The sequence below is a fragment of the Rathayibacter sp. AY1B8 genome (assembly GCF_002932775.1).
Lineage (GTDB): Bacteria > Actinomycetota > Actinomycetes > Actinomycetales > Microbacteriaceae > Rathayibacter.
In genome coordinates this window covers 46,759-61,688 of sequence record NZ_PSWJ01000001.1, presented here as the reverse complement: position 1 = coordinate 61,688, position 14,930 = coordinate 46,759, and the positions used below count along the sequence as shown (strand labels likewise).

Here is a 14,930-nt window from a genome sequence, read left to right as displayed (position 1 = left end):
GCCCCTGGCCGCCCCGGGGTGCCGCAGCGGCGCCGGGCGTGATCACAATGGACCATGGCCAGCGGTGCGGAGAACGAGTCGGCGACGTCCCTGGCGGGCGGTGCGCGGAGAGTGCAGACCGAGGTCGAGCGCAAGTACGACGTCGACGCGGGCACCCGGCTGCCCGACCTGACCGGCACCGCGAGCGTCGCGAGCGTCCGCACGGAGGAGCCGGTGACCCTCCGCGCCGAGTACTTCGACACCGCCGAGCGCGCTCTGTCCCGGGCGCGGATCACGCTGCGCCGCCGCGAGGGCGGATCCGACCAGGGCTGGCACGTCAAGCTGCCCGGCTCCTCCGGCCGCACCGAGATCCACGCGGAGCTCACGGCCTCGCGCACGGTCCCGTCCGCCGTCCGCGAGCCGGTGCTCGGGCAGGTGGGGCGCGCGCCGCTCGAGCCGCTGGCGCTGCTCGAGACGGTCCGCTCGATCACCCGCGCCCTCGACTCCCACGGGCGGGAGCTCGCCGAGATCGCCGACGACCTGGTGACCGCGCGCGACCAGCGCACCGGCCGCGAGCGGCGCTGGAGGGAGTGGGAGGTCGAGCTCGTCGACGTCCCGGGCGACGAGGGCGAGCGGGTCCTCGACGCGATCGAGCAGCGCCTCCTCGCCGCGGGCGCCCGCCCGGCCGCCAGCGCCTCCAAGCTCGCCCGGGCCACCGGCGGCCCGATCGAGGAGACGGTCCCGGATCCGCGGAACGGCGGGGAGGCGGCGCTCGCCGCGGTCCGCTCGCTCCTGCGCGAGCTGCGCGCCGTCGACCCGCGGGTGCGCCTCGAGGCCGACGACGCCCTGCACCGGATGCGCGTGCTCGTGCGCCGGCTCCGGTCCGTCCTCGCCGCCTCCCGCTCCGTGCTCGACCGTGCGGCGACCGACCCCGTGCGGGACGAGCTGCGCTGGCTGGGAGGGGTCCTCGGCGCGGCCCGCGACCAGGAGGTGCTCGCCGAGCGGTTCCGCACCTCCCTGGCGGCCGTCGAGGGCGCCCCGAGCACCCCCACCGCCCTGCTGGAGGAGATCGAGCACCGGCACGCCTCGGCGCTGCGCCGCGTCGACCGCACTCTGCGCGGCGGCCGCTACCTCGCGCTCCTCGCCTCGCTCGACGCCCTGCTCGCGGATCCGCCCCGCACCGCGCGGGCCAGCTCGAGCGCGACGGCGCTGGTGCGCCGCTCCGTCGCGAAGGACCTCGCGCGCATCTCCGCGGCGGGGTCCGCGGCGGCCGGCGGCTCGCTCGAGGCTCGTCACGACCTGCGGAAGGCGGCGAAGCGGCTCCGCTACACCGTGGAGGCGTGGCGGGCGGTCGTCCCCGAGGCCGTCGGCGCCCGGCGCCGCTCGCTCGCCGAGGCGGGCGAGGACCTCGCCGACGCCCTGGGGGAGGAGCGCGACGCGCTCGCCGCCCGTGCGCTGATCCTGGAGGAGGCCGATCGCAGCGGGGAGGGAGCCTTCGCGCTGGGGGTCGTCGCCGCCGAGGAGCGGCACCGCGCCAGGCGGGCCGCGAAGGCCGCGGAGAAGGCGGGGGACCGTCTGGGGTCGCTCTCGCGCTGACCGTGCGGCCCCGCGGTCGCTGTCAAGCCGACGGCCCGGTCACACGGACGAAATCCACGGCGGATAATGTGAATCATGCCTTCCGTCCGTGCTCTTCCGTCACCGCTCCTGCGCCCGCGCCACTTCGACCGCGACGACGTCGTGGTCCATGCCGGCCTGTTCTCGCTGGTGAACTCGAGTACGACGCCCCGCGCGGCCTGGACCGAGGACCTGATCGCCATCGGCGAGGTCCTCGACGCCGCCGAATTCCCCTACCGCCTCATCCGCGGCACCGACGGCTCGCCCTTCCTCGCGGTGGACCGCGTGCTCGGCGCCGAGCTGGCGACGCTGCTGGCGCGCGCCTTCGCGACCGAGCCCTTCTACGCCAAGACGGTCGACAAGCGGGGCACCCCGCCGCAGCTCCTGGCCGAGGGCGTGCTCGCGCCGTATCCGCGCGCCTCCGTCTTCAAGCTCTTCCGTCCGCGCGTCTCCTCCACGGGATCGCTGCGCTACGGCGCCCGCAGCGGCGTCCGCCTCGAGCTGTGGAAGGTGGGCGAGGAGGAGATCATCACTCCCGCCGAGAACGCGCTCATGCGCAACAGCCTCCCCGTCGCCGAAGCGATCGACGCCCACGTCGAGGCGTACGGCCGCACCTGGCCGACGTTCGAGGGCATGTTCGAGCCGCTCGTCAGCGACATCCGCTTCGAGGTGGACATCGTCTTCTCGTGGGTCGACGGCACCGACCTGGAGTTCCAGCGCGCCCGGGCGGCCCGCATGGCGAGCTACGTGGTGGGGGAGGGCGACGACGCTCCGGCGCGCTTCCGTCAGATCGACGAGCTCAAGTACGCCCTGCGCAGCGTCTACATGTACGCGCCGTGGATCCGGCACATCTACATCGTCACCGACTCCCCGCGCCCGCGCTGGCTGGACGAGCACCCGGACGTCACCCTCGTGCGCAGCGAGGACCACTTCCGCGACCTCTCGGTGCTGCCGACGCACAACTCCCACGCGGTCGAGAGCCAGCTGCACCGCATCCCGGGGCTGGCGGAGCACTTCCTCTACTCCAACGACGACATGTTCTTCGGGCGCCCGGTCGACCCGTCGATCTTCTTCTCGCCCGGGGGCATCACGAAGTTCATCGAGGCGACGACGCGCATCGGCATGGGCGACTCCAACGCCTCCCGCAGCGGCTTCGAGAACGCGGCCCGCGTCAACCGGCGCCTGCTCCGCGAGCGCTTCGGCGCGATGACGACCCGTCACCTCGAGCACGCCGCCACGCCGCTCCGCAAGACCGTGATGGCCGAGCTCGAGGCCGAGTTCGAGCCGGAGTTCACCGCGACCGCCGCGAGCCGCTTCCGCTCCGCGAGCGACGTCTCCGTCACCAACTCGCTCTACCACTACTACGCGCTGATGACCGGGCGCGCGGTCGTGCAGGAGAACGCCTCGGTGAAGTACGTCGACACGACGATGCACCAGGGGCTGAAGGACATGCGCAAGCTCCTCAAGAACCGCGGAGTCGACTTCTTCTGCCTCAACGACGGCAGCTTCCCCGAGATCTCGGCGGAGGCGCGCACCAAGGCCGTCATCGGGTTCCTCGAGGAGTACTACCCGATCCCGGCTCCGTGGGAGCGCGAGGACTGACCGTGGGCTGGGCCGTCGGGGGAGCGGTGGCCGGGCTGCTGCTCGGCCTGGCGAGCTCGCTCGTGTTCCCGGGCATCGGAGTGGGAGCGGGCGTCGGCGTGGGCGTCGCGCTGGCCGCGGCGCTGGCGTTCGCCGGGTGGCTGTTCGCACGGGACCGCGCCGGCGGGCGCTGACACCGCCGGCCGTGTCCGAGGACGCGGTCGACGCGGCGCCCGGAGGCGTGGGAGCGACCCCGACGCCCCGCCGCGCCGCTACGCGCTGACGCCCACCCGCTCCACGAGCGGCGGGTAGAGCTCCTCGTCCCGGGCGACGGGGGCCGCCGTCGCCGCGGCGATCTCGACGCCGTGGTCCGCGAGGATCCGCTGCGTCTCGTTCGCCGAGACGTAGGACACCTCGGTCGAGGCGCCGATCGGCACCACCGAGTGCAGCACCGTGCCGTCGTAGACGTGGATCAGGTTGAACGCCTGGGCGCCGTTGCGGGCGCGGGTCGCTCCCACCGGCACGTTGAGGTCCTGGGTGTAGCAGGTGGCCGACGCGACCGAGACCGGGATGCCGGCGAACATCGCCGTCGACGAGTAGTGCAGGTGGCCCGCGATGATGCTGCGGACGTCGGAGCCCTCGAGCACCTCCGCGAGGGCGGGCTGGTCGCGCAGCTCCACGAGGACCGACAGGTCGAGCACGCTCGGCACCGGCGGGTGGTGCAGCGCGAGGATCGTGCCGTGCGGGGCCGGGCTGGAGAGCTCCTCCGCCAGCCAGTCGAGCTGCGCGTCCGAGATCTCGCCGTAGTGGGCGCCGGGCACGGTGGAGTCCAGCGCGATGATCCGCAGCCCGTTCACGTCGTGCACGCGGTCGACCGGCTGCGTGGTCGGGAGCTGGTCGAGCAGCCCCGAGCGGAACGCGCCGCGGTCGTCGTGGTTGCCCATCACCCAGATCACCTCGGCGCCGAGGCGTGCGGCAGCGGGCTCGACGACGGCGCGCAGCTTCGCGTACGCCTCCGGCTCGCCCTTGTCGGCGAGATCACCCGTGATGACGATGGCCTCCGGACGTCCGCCGGACGCCTCCAGCTCGTCGAACAGGAGCCGCAGCTGGGCCTCGCTGTCGACGTCGGAGCCGTACAGGCCGCCGTCACCGGCGATGAAGTGGGTGTCGCTCAGGTGAAGGATGAAGTGGTTGGGCCGGGGGTACTCGGCCTGGCGGAGGGACATGATCCTCGGGTTCCACGATCGGCGGGAGCCGGATCACGCGACCCGGCGTCGGCACTTGCGCACTGCTCCAGCGGAGGCGACCCCGCTGCGATCAGTCCATCATCGCGGGGTGAACTCCGGGCCAACACCGGTCGGCGCGTCATCGAACGGTTCTCCCAGGTTGCCGGTCGCTGCGCGGTCCTCCCGGACCCCGGAGGACCGCCGCGATCAGAGCCGGGCGAGCAGCCGCGCGTAGAACTCGATGGCGCGCTCGAACTGGTCGGCCTCGACCGACTCGTCGACCCCGTGGATCCCGAGCTGCTGCCGCGGGCTGATCTCGAACGGGATGAAGCGGTAGACGTGGTCGCTGATCGCGTGGAAGTGCCGCGCGTCGCTGCCGCCGGTCTGCACGTAGGGGGCGACGACCGCGTCCGGGAACGACTCCTGGACGACCGCGCGGAGCAGGTCGTACGGCCCGCCGTCGCCGCGCTCGCCGGTGGGGGAGACGGGGGAGGGCTCGTGGGCGACCTTCACCTCGACCTCGACCTCCGGGTCGTCGATGACGGCGCGGATGCGCTCGACCACGCCCGCCACTGTGCCACCCGGGTTGATCCGCACGTTCGCGGTGGCGCTGGCGCTGGAGGCGAGGACGTTCGCTCCGGTGCTGCCGCGCAGCTCGGTGATCGCGACCGTCGTCCGCAGCATCGCGGCCGAGCGGTTGGAGTGGGCGGCGAGCGCGCCGACGACGGCGTCCGGGTGCTCGTGCGGGCGGGCGTACCAGACGGCGTGGGCCGCGTCCGCGTGGTCGGCCGCCGCGCGCACCAGCTGGGCGATCGGCTCCGGGAGGGTCGAGGGGAACGGGTTCTCGGTCAGGCGGTGGATCGCCCTCGCGAGCCGCTGGGTGGCGAGCAGCCCGGGCGGGGGCGGCGGAGCGGAGGCGTGGCCGCCGACGTCGCGGCAGGTCAGCTCGAGGTTCATGATCCCGCGCTCGGTGACGCCGATCACGGCGATCGGGGTGGTGACGCCGGGCAGGATGCCGCGCCGCACGTTCCCGCCCTCGTCGAGCACGAGGCGCGGGCGGACCCCGCGCGCGCCGAGCAGGGCGACGACCGAGGGGGCGCCGTCGCCCGCCGTCTCCTCGTTGTGCGTGGAGAGGAGGTACACGTCGTGACGGGGCCGCTCGCCCCGCAGGACGGCCGCCTCGACCGCCTCGAGGAGGGCGACGAGGGAGCCCTTGTCGTCGAGGGCGCCGCGCGCCACGACGGAGGTGCGGCCGTCCGCGGCGACGACCGTCTCGGCCGCGAACGGGTCGTGCGACCACTCCGCCGCCGTCACGCTGACCACGTCGTAGTGGGCCATCAGCACGGCCGACTCGCCCGGCTCCTCACCGCGCCAGCGCCAGAGGAGGGAGTGGCCGGCGACTGTCTCGAAGTCCAGGGCCGCGTGCAGTGCCGGGTAGAGCTCGGCGACGAGCGTGCGGAACGCCTCGAAGCGGCTCCAATCGGTGGCCGTCTCGTCCGAGTGGGACACCGTCTCGACGCGCAGCAGGGCTTGGAAGCGCTCGAGCGCGGTCGTCGTCACCGGGCTAGCCTACGACGGCGGTGCCGGGCTCCCGGCCCCGGCGAGCGGAGGTGCGCGGTGGGACTGCCCGAGGTGTGCGTCGTCTACGTCCTCCGCGAGGGCCCGCGGGGCGCGGAGGTGCTGCTCGGCCGGAAGCGCCGCGGCCTCGGCGAGGGGCGCGTGGTCGCTCCCGGCGGCAAGCTCGAGCCCGGCGAGTCGCCGGTCGCCGCCGCCGTCCGCGAACTGCAGGAGGAGGCCGGGCTCGTCGCCCGAGCGGCCGATCTGGAGCCGCGCGGCGTGCTCGACTACTCCTTCCCGCACCGGCCGGCCTGGAGCCAGCGCTCGCACGTCTTCCTCTGCCGCCGCGTCACCGGCGAGGTCACCGAGTCGAGCGAGCTCGCCGCCGCCTTCGTCCCGGTCGAGGAGGTGCCGTTCGAGCGGATGTGGGATGACGCCCGCCTCTGGCTGCCGGGCGTGCTGCGCGGGGGCGCGCCCGTGCGCCTCCGGGTCGAGTTCGGCGCCGACCTCGCGAGCGTGGCCTCGTGGGGGCCGGCCGACGCTCAGACGAACGTTCCCGCCACCAGCAGCGCCAGCAGCGAGATCACCGAGGCGATCGAGAGCGTCAGCGAGTAGGCGGTGAACGTGCCCCGCACGGTGAGGCCGAGCACGGACTTGAAGAGCCAGAACGCGTTGGCGTTGACCATCCCGAGGAAGAGCGCGCCGGAGCCGGCGGCCAGGGCGATCAACGCCGGGTTCACGTCGAGCACGGGGATCAGCGGGGCGACGATGCCGACCGCGGTGATCGCGGCCGTCGAGACCGAGCCGATCGCCGCGTGCAGCACGGCCGCGACGACCCAGGTGAGCAGGATCGGCGAGAGGGCCCGCCCGTCGAAGGCGCCGGCGAGCGCGTCGCCGACCCCAGTTCCTCCGACCACGGCGGCGAGGCTGCCGCTGACCCCGGTCAGGACGACGATCGGGCCGCTGCGGGTCAGTGCTCCGCCCAGTGCCGTGGCCACGGCGCCCTTCGGGAGCGTCCGCAGTGCCGTCGCGTAGGCCAGCACCAAGCCGGCCAGCAGCGCGATGTGCGCGTCGCCGAGGAACCGCAGGAGGGGGACGTCGAGCTCGGCCAGCTGGGTGAGCGAGTTCGCGGCGATCAGCACGATGGTGAGGGCGATCGGAGCGACGGCCAGCGCGAGCGGCACCCGCCGCGTCGCGAGCGTCGTGCCTCCCGTGGCCGCGCCCGCCTCGGGCTCGAGAGCGGGCCCCGGGACCGCCCCGCCCTCGAGGTCGCGCTCGTCCCGCCAGCCGCCGCGCTTCACCAGGGCGCTGTACACCAGCACGGTCAGCACGATGGTGACGATGCCCAGCGGGGCGCCGATGGCGACCATCGACGGCAGGGGAGCGCCCGCGATGCCTGCCGTGGCCAGCGCGGCGGCTCCGGGGACGACGAAGACCACGCCCACGATCATCCCGACGATGGAGGAGCCGGCCAGCAGCCCGTAGCCACCGGCACCGAGCCCCCGCGAGGCCAGACGAGTCAGCGGTGCGCTCATCACGACCAGCACGTCGGAGTAGATCGAGGGGAAGGCGACGCCCAGGGTCAGCGCGTAGGCGACCGGGAGCGCGCGCCGACCGAAGCGCTTCACGAGCCAGCGGGCGAGCAGCGGGGCCACGCCCAGCGCCTCCAGGAGCGATCCGAGCAGCAGGCCGAGCGCGATCAGCAGGCCGATGTCGCCGAGGACCGCGCCGAATCCGGACGTCATCGCGGTCACCGTCCCCTCGCCGCCCTGCCCCGAGACGAGGCCGAGCCCGAGGGCCGAGACGAGGAGGGCGATCACCGGCTCGACCTTCAGCACGACGATCAGGACCACGACGGCCACGATCGTGAGCAGGATGAGGAGCACGGGCCAGTAGTCGGTCATGGGCGGTCCTTCTGTCGAGGAGCGGGAGGGCCCGGAGACCGGGTCGCCGCGAGCCGTCCAGCCCCGGCCGTGGTGCGCCGCCAGACGGACGATCGCGCGGATCCGCGGAGCCGGGAGAACGCCGCGGAGATGCGGCGCGTCAGCGGAACATACCGATCCCCGACCCTGCTCCCCGACGTCGACGACTTCCTTCGTCATGCAGCGTCGCGAACACGCGGGCCGGATGCGCACCCTGCTACTTTCACCGGGCAGACGTCCTCGGGGGGAGGACGCAGCCGCATCTCTCCTCCGTGGTCACCCGCATCCGGACGGCCTCCGCCGTCCGACCCGCCAGGCGCCCTCCGTGGGGCGCCGCCGTCAGCGGGCCACACGACAGCGACGCGATCCGGCCCCGCCCGGACGCGCCCGAGCGCAGCAGGAGCACTACCCATGACGGCACAGATCATCGACGCGACCGATCTCGACGAGCTCCGGCGCGTCGGGCAGGAGCTCCGCGAGGGCGCGACCGTCATCGCGCAGACCGACACGAACTACGGCGTGTTCGCCAGCCCCTTCTCGCGCAGCGCCTGCTTCCGCCTCTACGACATGAAGAAGCGGGACGGCGCGAAGCCGCTCACCCTCTTCGTCTCCGCGCCCCGCGACTGGGCGACCTGGGCCTTCGCCCCGGAGACGGCCGACATGGACGCGCTCGTCGCAGCGTTCTGGCCGGGGCCGCTGAACGTCATCCTGCGCCGCAAGCCCGTCGTCCCGGACTGGGTCACCTCGGGCCAGGACACGGTGTCGGTCGTGCACAACCTCAGCGCCCCGATCAACCTGCTCTCGATATTCGCGGGCCTGCCGCTCGCGGCCACCTCCGCCAACATCAGCGGCACGGTGTCGACCGGACTCGTCGACTTCGACCTCGCCGCGGAGCACCTCGGCGGCGACAGCGACTACCTGATCCGCAGCACCACCGCCCCCGACTCCACGATGAGCAGCACGATCGTCTCCCTCGTGGGCGGCGCGTCGATCGTCCGTCAGGGCGACGTGGGCGCCGACGCACTGCGCGTCGTCGTGCCCTCCCTTGTCTGACCTCGGGCGCGGGGACGCCCCGCGCGGCCGCAGCGCCGCCGGGCTGATCACGGTCTACCGGATCGTCTCGCGCGCCTACTTCCACCTGCCCGTGGTCGCGGTGTTCCTGCTGGCGCGGGGCTACCCGATCCTGGCCGTGGCGCTGCTGCTGGCGCTCTACGGAGTGGTGGCGGCGCTCGCCGACGGCCCGCTCTCGCCGCTCACACGCCGCCTGTCCTCGGCGGGCGCGCTCGTCGTCGGCGAGGGCGTGAAGGCACTGGGCCTCGTCGTGATCGTGCTGGACGCGGATCCGGTCGCCGTCGTGATCAGCCAGCTGCTCGCCGGCTGCGGCTTCTCGCTGACGGCCGGGCGGGACGCCGCGCTGGCCTCCTCGCTGCGCGCCGGAGCCGATGCTCGCCGCCAGGAGACGCGGGTGCAGAGCGGAATGTTCCTCGCCTCCTTCGGCGCGGGAGTGCTCGGGGCCGCCTCGCTCGCGCTCTGGGACCGGCTGCCGTTCCTCCTCAGCGCGCTCGTGTCGTGCGCCGCGCTGGCCGTGGTGCTCCTTGCCCGCCTGCCGCTCGGCGCGAGCGCCGCCTCGGGAGTGGCGGCGCGCGCCGTGCGGCCGGCCGTCCTGCCCGCCGCGGTGCGCTTCTGGTCCCTCTACTACTCCGTGAACCGCGCCGTCCTGCTCGCCGCTTACACCTTCGTGATCCCGCTGCTGCTGTTCCAGGAGCTGCGTCTGACGCTGCCCGCGTTCGGCCTGGTGCTCGGCCTCTACACGCTCGCCGGCCTGGCCGCCGCCCGGCTCTCGCCGCTCATCGCCGGCACGCCCCTGGTCTTCCGGCTGACGGCGCTCACCCAGGTGCTGGGCCTCGCCCTGACCACCCTCGGGGTGCTCGGCGCCGCGATCGCCGGCCTGGCCCTGCTCGGGATCGCGGGCGGCTTCGTGCGGCCCGCGACGATGATCGCCCTGGCGCCGGCGATGAACGGGCTCGAGGACGGCGCCCGGGTCGCGGTGATGCGCGGACTGGAGCGCAACCAGGGGATCCTCCAGGCCGTCCTGCTCGTCGGCGCCGGGATACTCGTCCCCCTCACGGGAGGGACCGCGCCGACCCTCATCGTCCTCGTCGTCCTCGCGGTCCTCGCGCAGACGATCGGGGCCGTCTCGATGCGACGACAGGAGAGGAGGGCCGTCACCACGGAAGCGGAGTGACAGAGGAAGTCCGGGACGAGCCCGCCGGCGGCGTCCCTCATCCACGTGCAAGGAGTGAAGCAATGCAGCCCATCTACACGTTCTCCGATTCCGACAGATCGACCCTCCAGCAGTCGCTGCTGGCGGTCGCCATCGACCCCTACAAGGACTACGACCGCTTCCGCGACGCGATCGCCGCGCTGATCGACAGCGGCGACGTCCCGCAGGGCTTCGTCGACGCGCTCGCCCGCATCCGGCGCGAGCGCGACGAGAAGATCACCTACGCGCACCTGATCTCGAACAACCCGGTCGACGACGAGATCCCCTGGCTCGACCAGGACGACGCGCTCGAGGACAAGTACCGCAAGAAGCTGACGTTCGTCGGCGAGGGCCTGCTCGAGCTGCAGTCGCAGTACCTCGGCTCGCCGCTGCTCGCGTACGCCACCCGCAACAACGGCGACTTCTTCCAGGACGTCTACGCCGACAACCGCTTCTCGAACACCCAGACGCAGAAGACCGACGGCGAGCTGTACTGGCACAACGAGCGGACCGCGCACCCGGTGCGCGCCGACTTCATCTCGCTCCTGGGACTGCGCACGCCCGAGACCGACCTCGTCTACACGAAGTACGTCGACGGCCGCGAGATCCTGCGCTTCATCTCACCCGAGAACCAGGCGCTCCTGCGCGAGGCGGTCTACATCACCCCGTTCGACGAGCTCTCGCGCGCCCAGAACAAGAACCAGATCGTGTCGGACCAGCACGCTCTGCTCGAGAACGAGCACAGCTTCCGCTACTACGACACCCGGACGGTGCCGGCCGACCCGGACGACCTGCCGCACCTGTGGGCGCTCTGGCAGTTCCGCGATGCGCTCTCGAAGGTCAGCGAGCAGTACCACCGGATCCGCGACGCGGACCTGCTGATCATCGCGAACCAGGACGGCCTGCACAGCCGTCAGCTCGTCGACGTCCAGGACCGCGACAAGACCCGCTTCCGCTGGCTGCTGAAGACGTACTCGTTCCGCGACGCGGCGACCGCGGACCGCCACTCCGACTACTGGCTCGACGGCGTCCGCGGCCGAGTCACCGACTGAGAGAGAAGGAGAACGACATGACCGATCTGACCAGGAGCACGCCCCCGCACCCGCTCGACTTCCTGCCCGCGACGGCGCCCCTGGAGGTGTCCAGCGACGACGTGACCGACGGCGAGCGGCTCGCCGAGGCCCAGGGGAGCGGCGACACCAGCCCGTCCCTGCGCTGGAGCGCCGGCCCCGAGGGCACGCAGTCGTACGCCGTGACCGTGTTCGACCCCGATGCGCCGACCCTCGGCGGCATCCACCACTGGGTCCTGGTCGACATCCCGAAGGAGGTCACCGAGCTGGCCGCCGGCTCGACGGAAGTGGGGCGCCCGGCGCTCAACGACCTCGGGTCGCTCGCCTACGCCGGTGCGGCCCCGCCGCCCGGTGACCGCCCGCACCGCTACCTCTTCACGGTGCACGCGCTCGGAGTGCCGACGCTGCCGGTCGACGAGTCGACTCCGGCCTCGCTGGTCGGCTTCCATCTGACCGTCAACACGCTCGCGCGAGGCTCGCTCACGGCCCTCGCCTGAGCCGTCCCGTCGGCGCGCGCGGCGCGGACGGGCGCGCACCGGGCACCGGAGTCGATCCGGAGCCCGGTGCGCGTCCGTTCGCGGCATCACCGCCGCGGACGACGGGAGGCGATCCGCTAGGCTTCCGCTCGGCCGGGGCCCCGCCCATGGCGTCTCTGGACACCACGAAAGGGAAAGAATGACCAGCACGACGGTGATCGAATGGCGTGAGCAGGCTCCTGCGGAAGCGGTGGACGCGCTCTACGCCCCCGGTGGACTGGTCGTCTGCGCGACCAAGGTCGGCTACATCCTGATGACGACCGACGGAGCGGGCCTCGAGCGCAAGTTCTCGGCCAAGCAGCGCAACCGCAACAAGCCGGGCGTCGTGCTCTGCTCCAGCATCGAGCAGCTCACCGAGCTCGCCGAGCTCAACGAGGAGGTCCTCGCCTTCTACCAGAAGCACTGGGACCAGGACGTCCTGCTCGGCTGCATCCTCCCGTGGAAGGCCGAGGCCGTCGACCTGATCGACGAGGACGCCCGCGAGCTGGTCCGCGACGGACGGGGCACCAGCTGCTTCGTCATCCGCTTCGGCCGCCCGGCCGAGCAGCTGGTCGCCACCATGTGGGAGCGCGACCGCACCCTCACCTTCGCCAGCTCGGCCAACCCCTCGGGCGTGGGCAACCGCGGCCGCGTCGCGAACATCGGCGAGCGGATCGAGAACGAGGCCGACGTCATCGTCTCGGCCGACTCCTACGTCTCCTCGATCCAGCCGGACAAGGACGAGGACTCCCGCCACGAGCAGGGCGTCATGGTCTCGATGGTGGACGCCTCGGGCGCCCTCATCCCCGTGCAGGGCGGCGAGCGCTCGATCACCCCGGGCCCCGTGCTGATCCGCCGCGGCCTCGACTACGAGCGCATCATGCTGAACCTCGCCGAGCAGTTCAACTCCTGGGACTACCGCCAGGGCGAGTACTACTGATCCGGTAGCGGATCGCGACGACGGCCGGGCCGGGGCTCACCCCCGACCCGGCCGTCGTCGTCCCCGGCGTCAGAGCTCCAGCACGTCGCCCGGCTCGAGGGCGTGGTACTCGCCGCCGCCCTCGCGCACCGCCCAGCCGAGCCGGTCGTGGCCGAGCGAGCGCCCCGCCTCCGAGAGCACCTGCTCGTGGGTCGCGAAGGCGTGCCGCGGGGCGAGCTCGAGCACGTAGTCCATCGCCTCGGCGATCTTCATCCACGGTGCTCCCGAGGGAGCAGCGAGGATCTCGACATCGACGCCCTCCGGCACTGTGAACGAGTCGCCGGCGTAGTAGACCCGGCCGTTCACCAGGACGCCCACGTTGTCGATCACGGGGATGCTGCGGTGGATCACCGCGTGACGGGAGCCGAAGAAGCGCAGCTCGAACGGGCCCACCGTCACGACATCGCCGTCGGCGACCGTCTCGACGTCGAAGCCCTCGGCGGCGGCGGCGACCCCGGCCGGGCCGAGGATCCGCAGCGACGGGGCCGCGTCGCGCAGGCGCTGCAGCTGCTCCGGGGTCCAGTGGTCGGCGTGCTCGTGGGTGAGCACCACGGCGACGGTGTCGGTCGTCCCCTCGACGGGCCGGGTGAAGGACCCCGGATCGATCACCAGCCGGGCGCCGTCCTCCTCGATCAGGACGGCGGCGTGCTCGAGTTTCGTCAGTCTCATGCCCCGAGCCAACCGCCTCGGCGGGCGGCGGGCAAGGCCGGGGCCGAGCGGAGACCGGATGGGCCGGGCGCTCGATTTGCGTCGATGCGGATCCGTGTGCAACACTCTTCGAGTTGCAAAAACGCGGCCCCATCGTTTAGCGGCCTAGGACGTCGCCCTCTCACGGCGGTAACGCGGGTTCAAATCCCGCTGGGGTCACCACGGCAACACGAGAAGAACCCCCGGTCTGACCGGGGGTTCTTCTCGTTTAACACCCGGGTGCTCGCCACGCGGGACCCGCTCGACGCATCGCGCCGATCGCCTCGTTCCCGCTCCGCCTCCCCGGGGCCGCATCCCGCCGGATCGGCGCTAGGATCGCATCCGCGAAGGGGAGTATCCCGCCTTTCCGCTCCCGTCAGTACGCACCGCCCCTGCGCGGCGCCGGGGGCGGGACGGGTGACGCGGACCGGCACGGCCGTCCGCTCCCCGGGGAGAGACTTTCGGCCCCCACCCACTCGGAAGGCCCTCATGCTCGATCTGCCCGTCTGGTTCGTGATCGGCTCGTTCGTCGTCCTGAGCCTGATCCTCGCCGCCGACCTGCTGCTGGTCTACAAGCGCCCGCACGTGCCGAGCCTGAAGGAGTCGGGGCTGTGGGTCGGCTTCTACGTGTCGCTGGCGCTCGTGTTCGCGCTGCTGATGCTGATCCTCGGCGGCGGCGAGCTGGCCGGCCAGTTCGTCGCAGGCTGGCTGACCGAGTACAGCCTCTCGGTCGACAACCTGTTCGTCTTCGTCATCATCATGGGCCGCTTCGCGGTGCCGGCGAAGCTCCAGCAGGAGGTGCTGATGGTGGGCATCATCATTGCGCTGGTCTTCCGCGGCGTCTTCATCCTGCTCGGCGCGCAGCTCATCGAGAGCTTCAGCTGGATCTTCTACCTCTTCGGCGCGTTCCTGGTCTACACGGCGTGGAACCAGGCGTTCGGCAAGGAGGACGAGGACGAGGGCACCGACAACCTGCTCATCCGGCTCCTGCGCCGCCGCGTCAAGATCTCGGACTCGTTCGACGGCTCCAGGATCCGCACCACGATCGACGGCACGCGCCACTTCACGCCGATGCTGATCGTGTTCCTCGCGATCGGCTCGACCGACCTGCTCTTCGCGCTCGACTCGATCCCGGCGATCTTCGGCATCACCGAGAGCCCCTTCATCGTGTTCACCGCGAACGTCTTCGCGCTGATGGGGCTCCGCCAGCTCTACTTCCTGCTCGGCGGGCTGATCGAGAAGCTCGAGTACCTCAAGTACGGGATCGCGTTCATCCTCGCCTTCATCGGCGTGAAGCTCGTCCTGCACGCCCTGCACGAGAACGACCTGCCCTTCCTCAACGGGGGCGAGCCGGTGCCGGTGTGGGACATCGACACGATCACCTCGCTCGTGGTCATCGTGCTGAGCATGACCGTGGCGACGCTGGCGAGCCTGGCGAAGATGCGCCGCGAGCACCGCCACATCCAGCTGCACGACGGGCACCCCGAGGTCGTCGCGGACGACGCCCGGTCCTCCGCCGAGGAGAAGTGATCCCGCG

The 14,930-nt window shown here is 72.4% G+C and carries 14 protein-coding genes and 1 tRNA gene; 11 read left to right on the top strand and 4 right to left on the bottom strand.

Annotated elements, in window-relative coordinates; genetic code table 11:
* The first annotated feature begins 54 nt into the window (after positions 1-54).
* The 3 genes from C5C63_RS00280 (at position 55) to C5C63_RS16865 (ending at position 3,368) form a co-directional block, all read left to right on the top strand.
* Positions 55-1,575, top strand: a complete 1,521-nt coding sequence (locus C5C63_RS00280) for a CYTH and CHAD domain-containing protein (RefSeq protein ID WP_104325308.1) — start codon at positions 55-57, stop codon at positions 1,573-1,575.
* 75 nt (positions 1,576-1,650) lie between these two features.
* Positions 1,651-3,195 carry a stealth family protein gene (locus C5C63_RS00275; RefSeq protein ID WP_104233778.1) on the top strand — a complete coding sequence of 515 codons (1,545 nt, stop codon included), beginning with the start codon at positions 1,651-1,653 and terminating at the stop codon, positions 3,193-3,195.
* A 2-nt stretch (positions 3,196-3,197) separates the two neighbouring features.
* Positions 3,198-3,368 carry a hypothetical protein gene (locus C5C63_RS16865; protein WP_159939285.1) on the top strand — a complete coding sequence of 57 codons (171 nt, stop codon included), beginning with the start codon at positions 3,198-3,200 and terminating at the stop codon, positions 3,366-3,368.
* 78 nt (positions 3,369-3,446) lie between these two features.
* Here C5C63_RS16865 and C5C63_RS00270 read toward each other — a convergent pair whose 3' ends face one another.
* Both C5C63_RS00270 and C5C63_RS00265 read right to left on the bottom strand, forming a co-directional pair.
* Positions 3,447-4,400, bottom strand: coding sequence for a phosphodiesterase (locus C5C63_RS00270; RefSeq protein ID WP_104249612.1), 954 nt, complete (start codon positions 4,398-4,400; stop codon positions 3,447-3,449).
* A 207-nt stretch (positions 4,401-4,607) separates the two neighbouring features.
* Positions 4,608-5,960, bottom strand: a complete 1,353-nt coding sequence (locus C5C63_RS00265) for a M20/M25/M40 family metallo-hydrolase (RefSeq protein WP_104325307.1) — start codon at positions 5,958-5,960, stop codon at positions 4,608-4,610.
* A 57-nt stretch (positions 5,961-6,017) separates the two neighbouring features.
* Between C5C63_RS00265 and C5C63_RS00260 the strand changes: the two genes are divergently transcribed.
* The gene (locus C5C63_RS00260; protein ID WP_181065444.1) at positions 6,018-6,572 is read left to right on the top strand and encodes an 8-oxo-dGTP diphosphatase; all 555 of its coding nucleotides are present in this window, start codon (positions 6,018-6,020) and stop codon (positions 6,570-6,572) included.
* Here C5C63_RS00260 and C5C63_RS00255 read toward each other — a convergent pair.
* Positions 6,500-7,861: a GntP family permease gene (locus C5C63_RS00255; RefSeq protein ID WP_181110538.1), complete on the bottom strand. Its 1,362-nt coding sequence runs from the start codon at positions 7,859-7,861 to the stop codon at positions 6,500-6,502. The genes C5C63_RS00260 and C5C63_RS00255 overlap by 73 nt on opposite strands.
* A 429-nt stretch (positions 7,862-8,290) precedes the next feature.
* Between C5C63_RS00255 and C5C63_RS00250 the strand changes: the two genes are divergently transcribed.
* The 5 genes from C5C63_RS00250 (at position 8,291) to C5C63_RS00230 (ending at position 12,667) form a co-directional block, all read left to right on the top strand.
* Positions 8,291-8,932, top strand: a complete 642-nt coding sequence (locus C5C63_RS00250) for an L-threonylcarbamoyladenylate synthase (protein WP_104225616.1) — start codon at positions 8,291-8,293, stop codon at positions 8,930-8,932.
* Entirely contained in the window at positions 8,925-10,124 is a 1,200-nt protein-coding gene (locus tag C5C63_RS00245; RefSeq protein ID WP_104233774.1) for a hypothetical protein, read from the top strand. The genes C5C63_RS00250 and C5C63_RS00245 overlap by 8 nt, the downstream gene beginning before the upstream one ends.
* Before the next feature lie 62 nt (positions 10,125-10,186).
* Positions 10,187-11,194 carry a TauD/TfdA family dioxygenase gene (locus C5C63_RS00240; RefSeq protein ID WP_104223082.1) on the top strand — a complete coding sequence of 336 codons (1,008 nt, stop codon included), beginning with the start codon at positions 10,187-10,189 and terminating at the stop codon, positions 11,192-11,194.
* 17 nt (positions 11,195-11,211) lie between these two features.
* Positions 11,212-11,709 carry a YbhB/YbcL family Raf kinase inhibitor-like protein gene (locus tag C5C63_RS00235; protein ID WP_104223083.1) on the top strand — a complete coding sequence of 166 codons (498 nt, stop codon included), beginning with the start codon at positions 11,212-11,214 and terminating at the stop codon, positions 11,707-11,709.
* A 178-nt stretch (positions 11,710-11,887) separates the two neighbouring features.
* Positions 11,888-12,667, top strand: a complete 780-nt coding sequence (locus tag C5C63_RS00230; RefSeq protein WP_104223084.1) for an L-threonylcarbamoyladenylate synthase — start codon at positions 11,888-11,890, stop codon at positions 12,665-12,667.
* Positions 12,668-12,736: 69 nt separating this feature from the next.
* Here the strand turns inward: C5C63_RS00230 and C5C63_RS00225 are convergent, their stop codons facing one another.
* Complete coding sequence (locus C5C63_RS00225) at positions 12,737-13,375, bottom strand: MBL fold metallo-hydrolase (RefSeq protein ID WP_104225619.1); 639 nt, start codon at positions 13,373-13,375, stop codon at positions 12,737-12,739.
* A gap of 125 nt (positions 13,376-13,500) precedes the next feature.
* On the opposite strand from C5C63_RS00225, the gene C5C63_RS00220 reads away from it, so the two are divergent.
* Positions 13,501-13,576, top strand: a tRNA-Glu gene (locus C5C63_RS00220).
* A 306-nt stretch (positions 13,577-13,882) separates the two neighbouring features.
* Entirely contained in the window at positions 13,883-14,923 is a 1,041-nt protein-coding gene (locus C5C63_RS00215; RefSeq protein WP_104325305.1) for a TerC family protein, read from the top strand.
* The last annotated feature ends 7 nt before the right edge of the window (positions 14,924-14,930 follow it).